Source organism: Streptomyces sp. NPDC050085 (assembly GCF_044460595.1).
Classification (GTDB): Bacteria; Actinomycetota; Actinomycetes; order Streptomycetales; family Streptomycetaceae; genus Streptomyces.
This window is the reverse complement of the sequence record NZ_JBITJZ010000018.1, coordinates 79,448-95,247: the sequence shown is the minus strand read 5'-3', so window position 1 is coordinate 95,247 and position 15,800 is coordinate 79,448. Positions and strand designations below refer to the sequence as shown.

General features: G+C 71.8%; 14 protein-coding genes. 4 read left to right on the top strand and 10 right to left on the bottom strand.

All coding sequences use genetic code 11. The annotated features are described in order from the left end of the window. Positions 1 to 118: 118 nt before the first annotated feature. Complete coding sequence (locus ACIBUY_RS38215) at positions 119 to 835, top strand: FadR/GntR family transcriptional regulator (protein ID WP_365574274.1); 717 nt, start codon at positions 119 to 121, stop codon at positions 833 to 835. 198 nt (positions 836 to 1,033) lie between these two features. Here the strand turns inward: ACIBUY_RS38215 and ACIBUY_RS38210 are convergent, their stop codons facing one another. Next, positions 1,034 to 1,726, bottom strand: coding sequence for a TetR/AcrR family transcriptional regulator (locus ACIBUY_RS38210; protein WP_399155107.1), 693 nt, complete (start codon positions 1,724 to 1,726; stop codon positions 1,034 to 1,036). Between the two features lie 129 nt (positions 1,727 to 1,855). On the opposite strand from ACIBUY_RS38210, the gene ACIBUY_RS38205 reads away from it, so the two are divergent. After that, a complete protein-coding gene (locus ACIBUY_RS38205) occupies positions 1,856 to 3,337 on the top strand; it encodes an APC family permease (RefSeq protein WP_399155106.1) in 1,482 nt (493 codons plus the stop codon). Between the two features lie 46 nt (positions 3,338 to 3,383). Then, positions 3,384 to 5,030 carry an amidohydrolase gene (locus ACIBUY_RS38200; protein ID WP_399155105.1) on the top strand — a complete coding sequence of 549 codons (1,647 nt, stop codon included), beginning with the start codon at positions 3,384 to 3,386 and terminating at the stop codon, positions 5,028 to 5,030. A gap of 10 nt (positions 5,031 to 5,040) precedes the next feature. On the opposite strand, the gene ACIBUY_RS38195 is transcribed toward ACIBUY_RS38200, so the two are convergent. From ACIBUY_RS38195 to ACIBUY_RS38155, 9 genes are all read right to left on the bottom strand, one after another. Further along, positions 5,041 to 5,268: a formylglycine-generating enzyme family protein gene (locus tag ACIBUY_RS38195; RefSeq protein ID WP_399155104.1), complete on the bottom strand. Its 228-nt coding sequence runs from the start codon at positions 5,266 to 5,268 to the stop codon at positions 5,041 to 5,043. A 167-nt stretch (positions 5,269 to 5,435) separates the two neighbouring features. Beyond that, positions 5,436 to 6,992 (bottom strand): alpha-L-fucosidase, encoded by a 1,557-nt coding sequence (locus ACIBUY_RS38190; RefSeq protein ID WP_399155103.1) that lies wholly within the window; start codon positions 6,990 to 6,992, stop codon positions 5,436 to 5,438. A 21-nt stretch (positions 6,993 to 7,013) separates the two neighbouring features. Then, positions 7,014 to 8,879, bottom strand: a complete 1,866-nt coding sequence (locus ACIBUY_RS38185; RefSeq protein WP_399155102.1) for a family 20 glycosylhydrolase — start codon at positions 8,877 to 8,879, stop codon at positions 7,014 to 7,016. 88 nt (positions 8,880 to 8,967) lie between these two features. Continuing rightward, on the bottom strand, positions 8,968 to 11,328 hold the full coding sequence (locus ACIBUY_RS38180; protein ID WP_399155101.1) for an alpha-L-fucosidase: 2,361 nt from the start codon (positions 11,326 to 11,328) through the stop codon (positions 8,968 to 8,970). 310 nt (positions 11,329 to 11,638) lie between these two features. Next, positions 11,639 to 11,812 (bottom strand): hypothetical protein, encoded by a 174-nt coding sequence (locus tag ACIBUY_RS38175; protein ID WP_399155100.1) that lies wholly within the window; start codon positions 11,810 to 11,812, stop codon positions 11,639 to 11,641. Positions 11,813 to 12,159: 347 nt separating this feature from the next. Continuing rightward, on the bottom strand, positions 12,160 to 12,939 hold the full coding sequence (locus ACIBUY_RS38170) for a DUF4142 domain-containing protein (RefSeq protein WP_365574250.1): 780 nt from the start codon (positions 12,937 to 12,939) through the stop codon (positions 12,160 to 12,162). A gap of 52 nt (positions 12,940 to 12,991) precedes the next feature. Beyond that, complete coding sequence (locus ACIBUY_RS38165; protein WP_399155099.1) at positions 12,992 to 13,891, bottom strand: cytochrome c biogenesis CcdA family protein; 900 nt, start codon at positions 13,889 to 13,891, stop codon at positions 12,992 to 12,994. Continuing rightward, a complete protein-coding gene (locus ACIBUY_RS38160) occupies positions 13,888 to 14,640 on the bottom strand; it encodes a DsbA family protein (RefSeq protein ID WP_399155098.1) in 753 nt (250 codons plus the stop codon). Before ACIBUY_RS38160 ends, ACIBUY_RS38165 begins: the two co-directional genes overlap by 4 nt. 71 nt (positions 14,641 to 14,711) lie before the next feature. Then, a complete protein-coding gene (locus tag ACIBUY_RS38155; RefSeq protein WP_365574241.1) occupies positions 14,712 to 15,110 on the bottom strand; it encodes a hypothetical protein in 399 nt (132 codons plus the stop codon). 126 nt (positions 15,111 to 15,236) lie between these two features. On the opposite strand from ACIBUY_RS38155, the gene ACIBUY_RS38150 reads away from it, so the two are divergent. Continuing rightward, on the top strand, positions 15,237 to 15,800 hold the full coding sequence (locus ACIBUY_RS38150; protein WP_399155097.1) for an HD domain-containing protein: 564 nt from the start codon (positions 15,237 to 15,239) through the stop codon (positions 15,798 to 15,800).

Here is a 15,800-nt window from a genome sequence, read left to right as displayed (position 1 = left end):
CTCGGGTTTTACGCCTCTGAGACCCTTCCCGACATCAAAAAGGTCCGACCACCTCGGTAGTGGTCGGACCACATTGCTGGTTAGACTGCGCCGCATCGAGCGGCAGGAGGATGTCATCGTGGAGCAGACCGCCCCCCAGAAGGGCACCGTCACGGAGCGGGCGATCGAGCAGCTCAAGGCGATGATCGGCGGCGGCAGTCTGGAGCCGGGTCAACGCCTGCCCACGGAGCGGGACCTGGCCGCCCAGCTCGGCATCTCCCGCTCCTCGATGCGCGAGGCGATCCGGGCGCTGACCGTGCTCGGCGTCCTGGAGGCGCGCCACGGCTCCGGCATCTACGTCACGCAGCTGGAGGCGGGTGATCTGCTGGAGACGTTCGGCGTGGTCGCCGACCTCTCGCGCGGGCCGCGTCTCGTCGAACTCCTCGAGGTGCGCCGCATCCTGGAGTCGACGGCCACGGCGCTCGCCGCGGCGCGCATCACGCGCGCTCAACTCGCCGAGGTCGAGGAGCACTTGGCGGCGATGGAGGCCACGGACGACCCGGAGGAGATCCTCTCCCACGACCTGGCCTTCCACCGGGCGATCGTGGCCGCGGCCGGGAACGACACGATGGCGGCGATCCTGGAGGGCCTCTCCTCCCGCACCTTCCGGGCGCGGGTCTGGCGGGGCTATCAGGAGGAGGGTGCGTTCGAGCGCACCCGGCGCGAACACGCCCGCATCCACCGGGCGTTGGTCGCCCACGACCCGGAGGCGGCGCGGGCCGCTGCCGCGGCGCACGTCGGCGAGGTCGAGCAATGGCTCCGGGCTCAGCTTGCTGACCCCGGCTACGCGCCGTAGGGCTTCTGCGAGTGCCCGACCGCGGCGCCGTCGTGGCTGGTCGCGCACTTCCCCGCGCCCCTGGAGATGCGCACTTCGTGCGCGATCTTCAGGGGCGCGTGTACCGGGGAAGGCTGCGCGCAGCGCATGCCTTCAGGGGCGCGGGGAACTGCGCGACCAGCCACGACGAAACCGCACTCGCCGACCGAACCGTCGAAGCTACGGCGCCGCCGCGACCAAAGCAGCCAGCAGCAATTCCAACGCGGCCCCGAACGAACTCCCGCCCATCAACGGCAAGTGCCCCCGCACAGCGGCCAGTTGCGGATACTCCCCCGCCGGCAACCCCGCATACACCCCGGCCCACGCCGAATCGTCCGCCGCCCGCTTCCCGTCCGGCAGAGCCAGATGCGCCGCGTCCAACGCGGCGTGCCCCAGCACCGTGTCCACGAAAGCCGCGTAGTACCGCACGGCCGTCGCGTCGTCGAACCCGCCCCGCCGCAGCAACCCGATGCCCGTGTCGACGGCCCGGAACTCATGGAGCCGCCGCGTCACGCGATACGCGGCCATCGCGGCGACCCGCGGATGCTCCCGGTAGCAGCGGTGGATCCGCAGCCCCATCTCGCGCAGTCCGTCCGCCCACGGCATCCCGTCCGGGTCGAATCCGGCCTGCGCCTCGCCGATGATCCGGTCGGCGAGCGCGAGCAGCAGGTCGTCCGTGTTGTGGAAGTAGCGGTACAGCGCGCTCGGGTCGCACCCGAGGGCCGCTCCGAGCCTGCGCACGCTCAGCGCGTCGGGCCCGTGCTGCCCGACCAGGCGCAGCGCGCAGTCGACGATCACGTCCTCGGACAGCACCACACCCGACTTGGTCGGCTTCCGGCGCCGTCGCTCCGCCGGAATGCGCCCTTCGGCCATCCGTCCACCCCTTCCTCCGGCCGGCCCGCTTCCCCCTTATGTCAACACCATTGACGCAACGTTGACAAGGCCGGTTTGATCGCAGCCTCCGCCTCGGCCCCCTCCCTCCCCGGTCCCAGGAGTCTGCCCATGAGAAGCGAACCTCCAGGTCTGCGCCGTTCCCTCGGTGTCGTCGACGGCGTGGCCATCGCCGCCTCCAGTACCGCCGCCACCACGAGCATCGGCATCGGAATGGGGTCCCTGGCCGCGACGGTGGGCCTGCAGGCGCCGGCCGTGCTGCTCGTCGCGTTCCTGCCGATCCTCGGCATCGCGACGGCGTACGCCCGGCTCAACCGCGACGAGCCGAACATGGGCAGCGGGTACGTCTGGGTCGCCCAGTCGCTCGGCCCCTGGCTCGGCTACCTCACCGGCTGGGTCACGCTCGTCGGCACCGTGATCTTCATGGCGTACACGAGCGCGGTGACCGGCTCGGTCTTCCTGCAGTTCGCCAACAAGGCGCATCTGCACACGCTCCTCGGCCTCGACCTCGATCCGAACTCGACGGCGCTGAGCACGGTCGTCGGCCTGCTCGTCCTCGCCGTGGTCACGGTCACCGCGGTCACCGGCGTCCGCAAGGCGACCCGGCTCCAGGCCTGGCTCCTCGTCTTCGAGTACGCCGTCCTGCTCGGGTTCTGCGGATGGGCGCTGGTCACCGGCTCGCACGGTTTCGCGTGGTCGTGGCTGAACCCCTTCGCGATCCACAACGGGACGGCGTTCGCGCAGGGCCTGGTGCTCGCGGTGTTCTTCTTCTGGGGCTGGGACGCCGCGTTCAGCGTCACCGAGGAGACGAAGGACGTACGGGACGTGGGCCGCGGCGGCTTCATCGCCCTGTTCACGATGCTCGCGCTGTTCCTGTACGGGTCCGTGGCCTTCCAGCGTGAGATGTCGCTGCCCGAGCTGATCGAGCAGGGGCCGCAGGCGCTCACGTACCTCGGGGCGAAGCTGGCCGACGAGCCGCTCGCCAGCCTGCCGCTGCTCGCGCTGCTGTTCTCCGCGGTGGCCTCGCTGCAGTCCAGCGTGATCCCGACGGCGCGCGGCCTGTACGCGATGGGCCGGGACCGCACGATGGGCCGGGTGTGGACGCGGATCAGCCCGCGCTACGGCTCCCCCGCGATCGGCACGGTCCTCGTCATGGCCGTCGCCGCGGTGGTCGCGCTGCTCGCGCTCGCCATCCCCAAGCTGAACGAGATGATCCTCGCGGCCGTGAACTCGATCGGCCTGACCGTGGCCCTGTACTACGGCCTCACGGCGCTCGCCTGCGCCGTCCGGTTCCGTTCGGCGCTGCGCACCTCGCCCGCGCAGGCGCTGCGCTCGGTCGTCGCGCCCGCGGTCAGCGCGGTGGCCCTGCTCGGCGTCGGGGTCTACCTCGGCAAGGACTACGCCACGATGAGCGACCACTTCGAACTCGGCCCGGACAACGGCTGGTTCATGCTGTCGATCCCGGTCCTGACCGTCGTCTCCGGGCTCGTGATGGCGGCCGTCGCCAAGTACCGCCGCCGCTCGCCCTACTTCACCACCCGGCGCGGCACCGACGCCGACGCCGCACCGCCGGCCGCGGTGCAGGTCCCGTAGGACGGAAGATCCGTAACACCCGTACACGCACAAGGAGTTGCCCCGCATGTCCGACACCGCACCTGCCGATCTCGTCCTCACCGGCGGCCCGGTCCACACCGGCTCCGCCGCCCGTTCCCGCGCGACCTCCGTGGCCGTGCGCGGCGAACGGATCGTCGCCGTCGGACACGACGAGGTGCGCGAGCTGATCGGCCCGCGGACCGAAGTCGTCGACCTGGCGGGCAGGTTGCTGGTCCCCGGGTTCCAGGACGCGCACGCGCACCCGGTCGGCGGTGGCATGGAGCTGGGCCAGTGCGATCTGAGCGGGGCGACGACGCTCGCCGTCTACCGGGAGCTGATCTCCGACTACGCGCGCCGGAATCCGGACCTGGAGTGGATCACCGGGGGCGGCTGGTCGATGGAGGCGTTCCCCGGCGGTCTGCCCACGGCCGCCGAGCTCGACGCCCTCGTGCCGGACCGGCCGGTGTACCTCGTGAACCGGGACCACCACGGGGCGTGGGTCAACTCCCGCGCCCTGGAACGCGCAGGCGTCGACGCCCGCACCCCCGACCCGGCGGACGGCCGCATCGAGCGGGACGCCCACGGCTCCCCCACCGGCATGCTGCAGGAGGGCGCCGCGAACCTGGTCGGCGCGCTGCTGCCGCCGGTGACCCGGCAGGAGCGGATCGCCGGGCTGCTGCGCGCCCAGGAGCTGCTGCACTCCCTCGGCATCACCACCTGGCAGGACGCACTGCTCGGCTCGCACGCCAATCTCACGGACCCGACCGACGCGTATCTCGCCTGCGCGGACGACGGCACGCTCACGGCCCGCGTCGTGGGCGCCCTGTGGTGGGACCGGGCGCGCGGCACCGAGCAGATCGAGGAGCTGGTCGCGCGCCGGGCGGCGGGCACCCGCGGCAGGCTGCGCTCGACCACGGTGAAGATCATGCAGGACGGTGTCGCCGAGAACGGCACGGCGGCCCTGCTCGGCCCGTACTTGGACGGCTGCGGCTGCCGCACGGACAACAGCGGCATCAGTTTCGTCCCGCCCGAGGACCTGAAGAAGTACGTCGCCGCGCTGGACGCCCAGGAGTTCCAGGTGCACTTCCACGCACTCGGCGACCGGGCCGTGCGCGAGGCGCTCGACGCGGTGGAGGCGGCGCGCGCGGCCAACGGCTGGACGGACACCCGGCCGCACCTCGCCCACCTCCAGGTCGTGCACCCCGACGACGTCCCCCGCTTCCGGGCCCTGGGCGCGACGGCGAACATGCAGCCGCTGTGGGCCGCGCACGAGCCGCAGATGGACGAGCTGACGATCCCGTTCCTCGGCGAGGAGCGGGCCGGGTGGCAGTACCCCTTCGGCGCGCTGCTGCGCTCGGGCGCGACGCTCGCGGCGGGCAGCGACTGGCCGGTCAGCAGCCCCGACCCGCTGCAGGGCATCCATGTGGCCGTCAACCGGATCGCGCCCGAGGCCCCCGACGGCACGCCCGTGTTCCTGCCGGAGCAGCGCATCGGGCTGCTGGACGCGTTGACCGCGTACACGGCGGGCAGCGCGTACGTGAACCACCTCGACGACGAGACCGGGACGATCGCCGCCGGACATCTGGCGGACCTGGTCGTCCTGGACCGCGACCCGTTCGCGGGTCCGGCCGAGGAGATCGGTGCGACGCGGGTGGAGCAGACGTTCGTCGGGGGCCGGCGCGTGTTCGGCTGAGCCCGCCCGCTCAGGCGTCCGCCGCACACCGGAATCCGCAGTTGCCGCTGCTGGACTCCGGTGTGTCGGACGTGCGGGCGGCGACGCGGTAGCGGTTGCCGTACGAGGCGTGGCACAGGTGGGAGCCGCCGCGCATGACGCGGTTCTCGCCCGTGTCCGGTCCCCGCGGATCGGTGGTCTGGGCCGCGCAGTGGGTGGCCGTGAAGCGGTCGGCGCCCCACTCCCACACGTTCACCACGGGCAACTCGCCCTGCCAGATGTTGCAGCGCCGGCGGCCGCGCGGCGTCAGTCCGTCGCCCCACGGGTGGCGGGCCTGTTCCAGGCCGCCGCGGCCTCGCTGCTCATGCGGCCGATCTCCGCACGGGAGGGTGCGGGCGGGACCCGGGCAGGCCCCGCCCGCGCCCGCTACACCTGGGACTTGTACAGCCCGAACTCCCCTATGTACACGGCCGATCGCGCCTGGGTGACGCGCAGCCGCCAGCGCCGGGCGGTGACCGGCGCCGGCAGCACCAGGATGCGGGCCGCGCCGACGGTGCCCGCTTCGGTGACGGTCGTCCAGGCCCCGTTCACCTGTGCCTCGACGACGACGTGTTCGACCTGCTGGCCGTGCCGGATGTCCTCGGCGATCCGGATCCGGTCGACGGCCGTGGCCCGGCCCAGGTCGAGCGTGCGCGTGCCCGCGCCGTCGTCCCGGACGCGGGCGCCGCGTGCCAGGTCCCGCGGCAGTTCCCGGTCGGTGCGCTCGCGGAACTCCTTGAGGCGGGCGACGTCGGCGGCGGGCAGCAGGCCGTCCGTGTCCGGCGGGACGTTGAGCAGCAGCACGGCGCCGCGGCCCACCGACCGGTACCAGATGTCCGTCAACTGCTCGACGGTCTTGGGTTGTTGGTCCGCGTGGTAGAACCAGCCCGGCCTGATGGACACGTCGCACTCCGCGGGCCACCACTGCAGCGCGGCGGCGTTCGGCTGCGCCTCGACCAGGGCCTCGCGGCTGCCGTTGTCCTCCGCGTCGTACGGCAGGACGTAGTCGTACTTGCCGTTGCCGGTGTCCTTGACGGGGATGACGCTCCACTCGTTCTCGCGCGCCATGCCGCCCTCGTTGCCCACCCAGCGCACGTCGGGGCCCGACACGGCGATGGAGGCGTTGGGGGCGAGGGCGCGCACGAGCGCGTACCAGCTGTCCCAGTCGTACTTCTCGACCTTGTCCGGCGGGATGCGGCCCTGCGCCCCGTCGAACCACACCTCGTCGACCGGCCCGTACTCGGTGAGGACCTCGTAGAGCTGGTTGAGCATGTGGGCGCCGTAGTCGGTGGCATCGAGCGCGTACGAAGGGAGGTCCCGGCCCGTGCGGCCGTCGCCGTCGACGAGGGTGGGGATCGTGCGGGTGGTGCGGGCGCTGCCGTTGGCGTAGACGCCGTCGAGGTACTGGTTCTCGTCGGCGGGCGAGATGTACACGCCGACCTTGATGCCGTACGTGCGCATCGAGTCGGCGAAGGAGCGCAGCACGTCGCCCGCGCCGCCGCGCCAACTGCTGCTCGCCACGCTGTGGTTGGTGTAGCGCGACGGGTAGAGGACGAAGCCGTCGTGGTGCTTGACGGTGAGGATGGCGAGCTTGAAGCCGCCGTCGCGCAGGGCGCGCGCCCACTGGTCGGTGTCGAGCCCGGTGGGCTGGAAGACGTTCGGGTCCTCGTCGCCCGTGCCCCATTCGAGGCCGGTGAACGTGTTGACGCCGAAGTGCAGGAAGGCCGTCTTCTCCAGTGCCTGCCAGGCGAGTTGACGCTGCGTCGGGCGGACGCGGGCCGCCTTGGCGACGAGCTGCTGGGGGGTGTCGTCGGGGCTGACGGGGATCCGGAAGTCCGGCTCGGTGGGGGCGGCGGCCGGGGCCGCGAACGCGGGTACGCCGGTGGCGGCGACGGCCGCGGTGGCGGTCGCCGCGGCCAGGAAGTGGCGTCGGGTCAGGGGCATGTGCGGGTGGGTCCCTTCGGCTCAGGCGGGGGTCAGCGTCCAGGTGGTGGGGGTCTTCTGGTCCGGCGGGTACTGCGCGAGGCGTCCGTCGTCGGTCGCGTCGAGCGTCATCCGCGTGATCGCGTTGGTGAGGCGGAAGCCGCTGCCGGTGCGCGTCAACTGCCAGCGCTGGAGGGTGTTCTTCGCGTCGCAGGTCTCCCAGGTGGCGGCGGAGCCGGGCTCCAGCGGCACGTTGAGGGTGAGCTTGCCGCTGCGGGTCTCCAGGCAGGCGCCGTCCGTGTTCGTGAGGGTGGCGTAGCCGTCGGCGGTACGGGCGAGGGTGATCCGTGCGGGCTGCGTGCGGTGGCCGCGGTCGGTGAGCGTGTACGTGCCGTCGGCGAGCGGCACCCGCGTCAGGTCGCGGACGCCCGGGGCGTGCCCGACGGCGTCGGCGCGTGCGGTGAACCCGTCGTAGGTGGCGTCCGGGTGGGGCGTGCCCCAGGTGGCCTGCGCGATGTGGTTGAGCGGCATGAAGGCAGCCGCGGCCACCTCGTTCTCGGTCTCGCCGCGTCCGTTGTCCGGCCACAGGCTGATCTTCGCGCCGGTGATGCCGTCCCGCGTGGCGAGCTTCTCGCCCTCGAAGCTGCGCGGGTCCCACTGCTGGTCGTACAGCTTCTTCGTGTCGGTGTGGAAGCCGCCGCGCACGAGGTAGAGCGAGTAGGCGGCGTTCATCAACGGGTAGCCCTGGGCGAGGAGTTGGCTGGGCTTCTCCTGCACGCTCAGCCAGTGCTCGACGGTCGTCCCCGCGGTGACGGGCACGGTGTTGGCGCCGGTGAGGCCGTCGTTCCAGATCCGCAGCTTCTTGCCCTTGCTCGCGGCGTACGCCTCGACGCGGTTGACGAAGTCGATGAACGCGTCCTGCGGCGTGGCGTTCGCCCCGTACGTGGCCCGCGCGTACGCCAGCACCTGCGGGTACTTGGCGAAGTCGGAGCCGAGCATGTATTCGTCGGCGCCCATGTGCCACCACTGGCCGGGGAAGACTTCGCCGTACTCGTCGATGAGGCTCTTGTAGTACGTGAACGCCTCGGGCTTGGTGATGTCGAGGCGGGACGCCTGTGCCTTGCCGTCGGTGTCGACGAGCTGGAGGTCGGGGCGGTCCTGGATCCACGGGTCCATGTGGCCCGGGGAGTTGATCTCCGGGACGATCGTGACGTGGTACTGCTCGCCGAGGGCGACGAGGCGGCGGATCTCGCTCTTGGTGTAGTAGCCCCAGGTGTTGGCCTCGGGATGGGCGTCGCTCTTGACCTTGATCTCGAGGAGGAGCTGGTTGAGCTTGTGGTACGCCATGTCGCGGACCAGGTTCTCCAGCCAGTCGGTGGAGATGTGCACGTAGCAGGCGCAGACGCCGACGCCGCGCTCCTGGTATTGCGGCGCGTCGACGGTGCGGCCCGCGGCGATCTCGTCGTCCTGGGTGAGGAGTTGGAGGGCGGTGCGGGTGCCGTAGAAGGCGCCGGTCTCGGCGGCGCCGGTGATCTCCAGGCGCTTGCCCGCGGTCAACTCGTATCCCTCGGCGCCCAGTTGCTGCTTCGCCCGGGTGTCGACGTCGACGACGACGTCACCGGTACGGGCCGGCCCGCCGGTGACGGGCACGACGCCCTTGCCCGCGGCCCGCAGGTCGTCGGCGAGGGTGCGGGCCACACGCCGGGAGGCGGCGTCATGGGCGACGAGGCGCGTGTGCCGGCTCTCGAACGTGTAACTGCCTTGCCGTGCCGTCCAGTTGGTGAGTGCGGGGACGGTGCGCGGAGCGGCTTCGGGTGCCTCGGGTGCGGCGGCCTGCGCGACGGCGGCCGGCACCGCGGTCAGCACCAGCGCGAGCGCGGCGCCAATGGTGCGGGTGATTCTCAACATGACATCCGAGGATTGGGGGGCTGCACGGGATCGGTCCATGGACATCCCGGGCGGACGCTTGGACATCCGCCCGGGTACATCGGAGCTTCTAGCGTCCGTGCCACTCCACCTTGAACACCCAGACGTGCTCGCCCGCCTTGCGCGCGGCGGCGGGCACGTCGACCACGAACGCGCCGTCGCGCACGGTCCAGTTGAGCGGCCTGGGGTAGCCGAGGAGCGTGACCTTGTCGCCGGGACGGACGGGTACCGGGGCCTCGATGGTGAGCTTCGCGCCGGGTTCGGCGAGCGAGTGGATGTAGAAGGCGTGGTTCGGCCGGACCGTGAAGCGCAGGTCGTCGCCGAGCTCCGCCATGCGGGACCAGTACGTGGTGTCGTAGATGGCCTCGCCGTTGGTCTTCAGCCACTGCCCGGTCTCGCGCAGCCGCGTCTGCATGATCTCGGGGATGGTGCCGTCGGCGCGCGGCCCGATGTCGAGGAGGAAGTTGCCGTTCTTGGAGACGATGTCGACGAGGCTGTGCACGACCTGCTCGGTGGTCATGTACTTGTCGTCGGGGGTCTGCGCGTTGTAGCCGTAGCTGAACGGGTCGAGGCCGCGGCTGGACTCCCACTTGGCGATGACGGTGTTGTCGTACGTCGTGTACTCGGGCGTCGTGAAGTCGTGGAAGCCGATCCCGGAGCGGTTGTTGACGGCCACTTCGAGAGGCTTCGGCCGGTTCTTGCCGTGGTTGAAGTATTCGGCGAGGACGTGCAGGGAGTCGTTGGCGCCGCCGATGTCGCACCACATCATCTGCAGGTCGTAGTTGTGGATCAGTTCCAGCATCTGCTGGGCCTGGAAGTCCTTCACGTAGTCCTTGCCGGCGGTGTAGCCGGTGTACGGGACAGGCTCGAGCGTGTACGGATTGCGCGGGGCGTGCCCCATCCACGGGCTGTCCGGGTTGAACCACTCGGGCATCGAGAAGTACAGGCACCGGTGGAGTTCGGGCGTGTACGTCTTGGAGGCGTCGAAGAGCGCCTTGACGAGGTCCTTCTTGGGGCCCATCTTGACCGCGTTGCGGTCGGACAGCTTGGTGTCCCACAGCGCGAAGCCCTCGTGGTGCTTGGACGTGAGGACGTGGTACTGGGCGCCCGCGTCGCGGAACAGCTCCACCCACGCGCGCGGGTCGAACTTCTCCGCCGTGAACCGCGGGATGAAGTCGTCGTAGGCGAAGTCCTCGCCGTAGACCTCCTTGTGGTGCGCGTACGTCGGGTTGTTCGGGTCCTGCATCTGGTCCCAGTACCACTCGGCGTACTGCTTGCCGACCGGCGCCCACGCGGGCACGGAGTAGACGCCCCAGTGGATGAAGATGCCGAACTTGGCGGCGTGGAACCAGTACGGCGCCTGGTGTCCGGACAGTGACTCCTCGGTGGGCTGGTAGTCGGGCACGCCGAGGGTCAGCTTCCGCCCGGCGCTCGCGGCACGCTGTCCGCGTCCCGTGGCGAGCACCGTGCCGTCCTGGACCGTGCCAGGTGCGGTGCCGACCCGGTTGCGGATGCCGACGCGGACGCGGGCCTGCTCACCGGGGGCCAACCACTGCACGCGCGCGGGTTCCACGGTGCGCGCGCCCGGTACGTCGACGCTGACGGTCAGCGCGTCGGAGGCGAGGACGGCGACCGTGCCCGCGTTGACGACGGTGGCCTCGACACTCTGTGCGCCGGAGCCCTCCAGGAGGGAGAAGGTGGAGTGCGCGTCGCGCAGGGCCAGCGCGCGCCCCTCGGCGGCCGGCTGCAGCGACAGCGCGAAGACGTGCAGGGCGGTCTTGTTCCCCTCCGCCGGGTCCAGCTTCGGCAGCGTGATCGCGACGGCCGCGCGCGACGCGTCGAGCGCGATCTCGCTGACGCCCATGCCGACGCGGTGCTCGTCCTTCGTGCCGTCGGGCTTGTAGCGGAAGGAGGCGCCGACGCTCCCGCTGCCGGAGTACCAGTCGGGGGCGCTGAGCCCGGCGCTCTGTGTCGAGCCGTCGGCGTAGTGGACGGTGGCCTGCCCCGAGGCGTTGCCGTAGCTGCCCGCGGCGAGGAACAGGGCGGACAGATAGCGGCCCTCGGGCAGGTCGATGCGTTGCCCGAGGGCGACGACGTTGTTCTTGGCACCCGCCGCGCTCGACGGGAACGCGTAGGGCACGCCGTCGACTTCGAGCCGCCCGGCGGGCAGTTCCTCGCCGGGGAAGGTGTAGCCGCTGCCGTCGAAGCTGCCGCCGCGGGCGGCGGCGGTGTCGAGGCCGTCGTTGTCGAAGTACGCGTCGAGCGGCACCGGGACGGGCGCGGGGACGGTGCCCCAGTCGCCTCCGTCACCCCCGCCCGTGATGCTCCCCGGTGTGGCGGCGGCCGGTCCCGCGGCCGTCAAGGGCAGCGCGGTCGCGGCGGCCACGACCGCCGCCGCTCCGAGGACCTGACGTCTTGGGTACGCACTCATGCACAGCACTCCCTGAAGGGCGGCTCGGCTTGCATTCATCGGAGGTCTGATGATGCTGTGGCGCACAGAAGCCGTCAATGGGCCGTGCAGACAACGGAGTTGAGAAAGTGCGTGGCGAGTGATCGGATGACGGGGTGAGCCACCAAGGGAGCTGACCACTCGGGGAGTTGCCCCCTTGAGGAACTGACGCGGCCCCGAACGCACCTGAGCCCGCATCCCTCACCGTGCAGGAGGGACGCGGGCAGACGATCGAGGCGTTACCGCAGACTCAGAACTCAGAACTCAGAACTCAGGACTCGGAACTCGGGACTCAGTCGACGCTCTGCAGGATGTGCGGCTCGGCGAGGTCCTCTTCGTATCCGGCCAGGCGGATCGGGGCCGACCGGGCCCAGACGTCGAGACTGCCGAGCTTCTCCGGCCTGCGACCGGCCCGCTCCGTACATTCCTTCGGGCGCTGCTCGAGATTCGTCTTCTCTGGTGTCACCGCGCACTCCTTGTGTGTCGGGTAACCCGCTCCGGCGTGACCGGGCCCAGCGTCGCGCGGGGCACCGGACGCCCGATCGGGCTTCAGTAGAGGGCCAGTTCGGGCGCGGTGGCGCCGGTTGTCGCTGGTGGGATCGGCCGTGGTGATCGACCTCTCCCGGACGGACGGCAACCCATGGGTATGGGTGGAACCCCTTGCTGAGTAACCGTCCGGCTACAGAGTAACCAAATGAGCGGGGGTCCGCTCGATGGGGCTGAAACCCGTAGGCCCGCTGGGGGCCGCCGGGTGTTCATTCAGCCACGGGCGGCCGACGGGAGGCGACCGGTTTTCCCTCCTGGCGGGCTACTTCAAGACGTCGGTGCGGGCCGGTCCGTGTTGATGGTGCGGCCGGGCTCGTCGAGCGGGGCGGCGGAGGGGCGCGAGGTCGCGTCCGGCGAGCCCGTGGGCTGCGCGGGCGGAGCCGCCGGCGGGACCTGCCCGCCGGGCGGTGGCGGGCCCGTCGGGCTGGCGGTCGCGGTGCCCGCCGCCTCGTCGGCGAGGGCGTCGAAGTCCACGTCACCGGTGTTCTCCAGCATGGTGATGTGGTCGAGCACCGTCTGGTTGGCGTCGGTCGCGAGCTCGCGCACGAGGGAGTTGCGGGTGGTGTGCCGGACCTGGGCGATGGCTGCGAACACCTTGCCGTGGGCGTTGCGCAGCAGATTGGCGAACTTCCGCTCGTAGTCCTTGCCGGTCGCCGCCGACAGCTCCCTCAGCCAGCCCTGCTGCTGCGGGTTCGGCTGGTTCGGGAGCTCCACGCCGAGCTTCGCCGCGACCGCGCGCACCCGCTGGTCCAGATCGGTGTGGCCGACGACCAGGTGGTCACCCGCGTCCCTGATGGCCCGGGTCGGGGCCCGCTCCATGGCCTGCTGGCCCGCCGGGATCTCCCACAGCCCGGCGAGCCTGACCTTCACGACCAGGTCGCGGTCCGCCGCCGAGAGCGGCCCCCACTGGGTGGCGACGGTGCCCGCGTTCAGGTTCGCCTGGCCGGTTCCCGACCGGTCGGCGTACGACCAGATCGGGAACGCCAGGGCACCGAGCGTGGCGATCAGGGCGGCGAGGATGAGGGTGGTGCCGTTGACGCGACGCAAGCAGGCCTCCCGTGTACCGAACGGACCGACGGCAACTCGCCGCTGCGGCGAGCTACTTGGTGGTACGGGAAGATACGGGCGTGGCCTCCGTGGTGTTCAACTCCTCGCGGGGATCGCCCTGTTCCGTCACCGTGCGTGCGCGCCCGCGCCAGGCCCGCGCGACGAGCACCACGCCCGCGACGCCGACGGCCGCGACGAGCAGCGCCGCGTCCGGCACGTGGTCGCCGATGCCGCGGGCCCACTGTTCGGCGGCGAACGAGTCGTCCACGTCGAGCAGTCCGGGCAGCGCCGTGGTCCCGTCGAAGACCAGGAACAGCGTCCCGAGCACGAGGAAGAACAGGCCCGAAACGAGCGAGGTCGTATGGGTCTCGAACCGTCCGACGCGCAGCGGCCTGCCGCGCAGCCGGCGCCGGTGCCCGAGGTCGAACCGCTCCCACAGCAGCGCCAGCAGGAACAGCGGTACGGCCATGCCGAGCGCGTAGACCGCGAGCAGGGCGCCGCCGTAGACCGGGTGTCCGCCGAGCGCGGCGACGGTCAGAACGCTGCCGAGGATGGGGCCCGCGCAGAAACCGGCGAGGCCGTAGACGGCGCCGAGCGCGTACACGGACAGGGCGCTCGTGGGCCGGATCCGGCCGGACAGTTCGGTCATCCGGCGCGAGGCGAAGCCGCGGCCCGCGATCTGCAGGACGCCGAGCGCGATGATCAGCCAGCCGCCGACGGTGACGAGCAGGTCCCGGTTGCCGTAGAAGAAGCGTCCGGCGTACGAGCCCGCGGCGCCCAGCGGCACGAGGGTCGTCGCGAGGCCGAGGTAGAAGATCCCGGTGCGGGCGACGAGCCGGGTGGGGCTGTCGATCGAGTACGCGAAGAACGCGGGCAGGAGCAGGGCGCTGCACGGGCTGAGCAGGGCGAGCAGACCGCCGAGGAACGCCGCGAGGTAGCCGATGTCGCTCACTTCGCGGCCTGCGCCTTCGCCGTCTCGACGGCCTGCTCGAAGGTGGCGGCGGGTTGGGCGCCCGCGAGCGGCTGCCCGTTGACGAGGAAGGACGGCGTGGAGGTGGCGCCCAGGCTGTATGCCTCGTCCTGGTCCTTCTTCACGGCCGTACGCGCCTGCGCGCTGTCGCGGTCGGTGCGGAACCGGTCGAGGTCCTGCACCCCGGCCTCGCGGGCGAGCGTGTCGAGGCGGTCGGCGCCGAAGCCCTTCTCCTTGGCTCCGTCGGCGTAGGCCGCCCGGTGGAACTGCCAGAAGCGGCCCTGCTGTCCGGCGGCCCAGGCGGCGCGGGCGGCCGCCTCCGACTCGGAGCCGAAGATCGGGAAGTTGCGCCACTCGATCCGCAGGGTGCCGTCGTCGACGTACTTCTTGACGAGGCCGGGCTCGGTGTCGCGGGCGAACTTCCCGCAGAAGCCGCACTTGAAGTCGGCGTACTCGATGAGGACCACGGGCGCGTCCGCCCGGCCCTGTGCGAGCGGGTCGCGCGCGTCGCGCCGCGCCAGCTTCATCAGTGCGGCGGTGGTCTCGTCGATCCGCTGTCCGGCGGTGCTGTCCTGAGCGGCGTCGGTGCGGGGCTCGGGCCGGGTCGCGGTGTAGGAGACGGTGCCGAGCAGGGCGGCGGCGACCGCGACGGCGGCGCCGATGACGAAGGGGCGGCGCTTGGCGGCCGCGTCGCTGTGGGAATTCTGGGGAGCCTGAGGCTTCTTGGGCATGACGAAGTCGTCCTTGTACGCAGGGAAGGGGAGATGACGGGGCCGGGTTCCAATGGGGCCCGGGGCGTCATCTACACGCGCAGGACGGACAGTTCGACGGGTGAGGGCGCGTCGTGCGGGGGCGGGCCGCGCCCGGCCGGGGTCGGCGGCACGACGCCGGTGAACGCTTCGGTCGCGCCGTGGCCGTGTTCGTACAGGAGCGGCGCGAGGAGTTCGTGTGCCGAGCTGCCGCGCGCGGGCACGCCCTGCCGGCTGTCGGGGGCCTGCCGCTGTGCGGGGTCGCAGCCGGGGACCCCGGGTGCGAGCTGGGCGCTCGCGCGGACGTCGACGTGCCCGGCGGGCTCGGTCGCGGCGGCGCAGCGCGGCACTCCGAGGACGGAGACGAGCAGCGCCACCAGCAACGCGCCCCACATCAGCCGTGCCCCGGGCGCGACGGCGCGCGTACGGAGGAGGCGGGTGGGGCGGAACATGCGGCAATTCTGCACCACACACAGGAATGAGCGTTAACGCCCTGTTGACCGATCGGTCAGATGCCGGTCCCGTCCCCATGGTCTGCTTCGGGACAGGCAGCGCAGGGTCCCCGGGAGGAGTCGTCCATGGAACGTGTCGAGCTGCGCACCGTCGAGGAACTGATGGCGGTGCTGCACGCCTGCCGGGGCGCGTGGGACGCCCCGGACCGCAGCGGTGATCCGGTCGATCTGCACGACCACGCGCTGCAGACCGCGGCGCTGCTGCGGCGCGGGCGGCCCAGCGACAAGGAGTTGCAGGTCGCGGGGCTCGTGCACGATCTCGGGCATCTGCTGCGCCCGGGCGACGACGCGGGGCACGCGAACCGTGCCGCGGACGCGGTGCGCCCGCTGCTCGGGCCGCGGGTGGCGCACCTGGTGCGGCTGCACGTGCCGGCCAAGCGCTACCTCGCGGCGGTCGAACCGGGCCGTGGCCTGTCGGCGCAGAGCGCGCTGACGCTCGGCGTGCAGGGCGGTCCGATGACCCCGGCGGAGGTCGCCGCGTTCGAGGCCGACCCGCTGGCCGAGGACGCGGTGGCGCTGCGGCAGGCGGACGACGCGGGCAAGGTCGTGGGCCTGGACGCGGGGGTCATGGAGGACTGGCGCCCGGTGCTCGAGCTGGTGGCGGGGGCGACGGCCTTCTCCGCCCGCTGA

Excerpts from the sequence above, each read along its gene's own strand:
- ACIBUY_RS38210 (WP_399155107.1), bottom strand. The coding sequence starts at position 1,726 with ATGGCCGAAGGGCGCATTCCGGCGGAGCGACGGCGCCGGAAGCCGACC.
- ACIBUY_RS38205 (WP_399155106.1), top strand. The coding sequence starts at position 1,856 with ATGAGAAGCGAACCTCCAGGTCTGCGCCGTTCCCTCGGTGTCGTCGAC.
- ACIBUY_RS38200 (WP_399155105.1), top strand. The coding sequence starts at position 3,384 with ATGTCCGACACCGCACCTGCCGATCTCGTCCTCACCGGCGGCCCGGTC.
- ACIBUY_RS38190 (WP_399155103.1), bottom strand. The coding sequence starts at position 6,992 with ATGCCCCTGACCCGACGCCACTTCCTGGCCGCGGCGACCGCCACCGCG.
- ACIBUY_RS38185 (WP_399155102.1), bottom strand. The coding sequence starts at position 8,879 with ATGTTGAGAATCACCCGCACCATTGGCGCCGCGCTCGCGCTGGTGCTG.
- ACIBUY_RS38180 (WP_399155101.1), bottom strand. The coding sequence starts at position 11,328 with ATGAGTGCGTACCCAAGACGTCAGGTCCTCGGAGCGGCGGCGGTCGTG.
- ACIBUY_RS38160 (WP_399155098.1), bottom strand. The coding sequence starts at position 14,640 with ATGCCCAAGAAGCCTCAGGCTCCCCAGAATTCCCACAGCGACGCGGCC.
- ACIBUY_RS38155 (WP_365574241.1), bottom strand. The coding sequence starts at position 15,110 with ATGTTCCGCCCCACCCGCCTCCTCCGTACGCGCGCCGTCGCGCCCGGG.
- ACIBUY_RS38150 (WP_399155097.1), top strand. The coding sequence starts at position 15,237 with ATGGAACGTGTCGAGCTGCGCACCGTCGAGGAACTGATGGCGGTGCTG.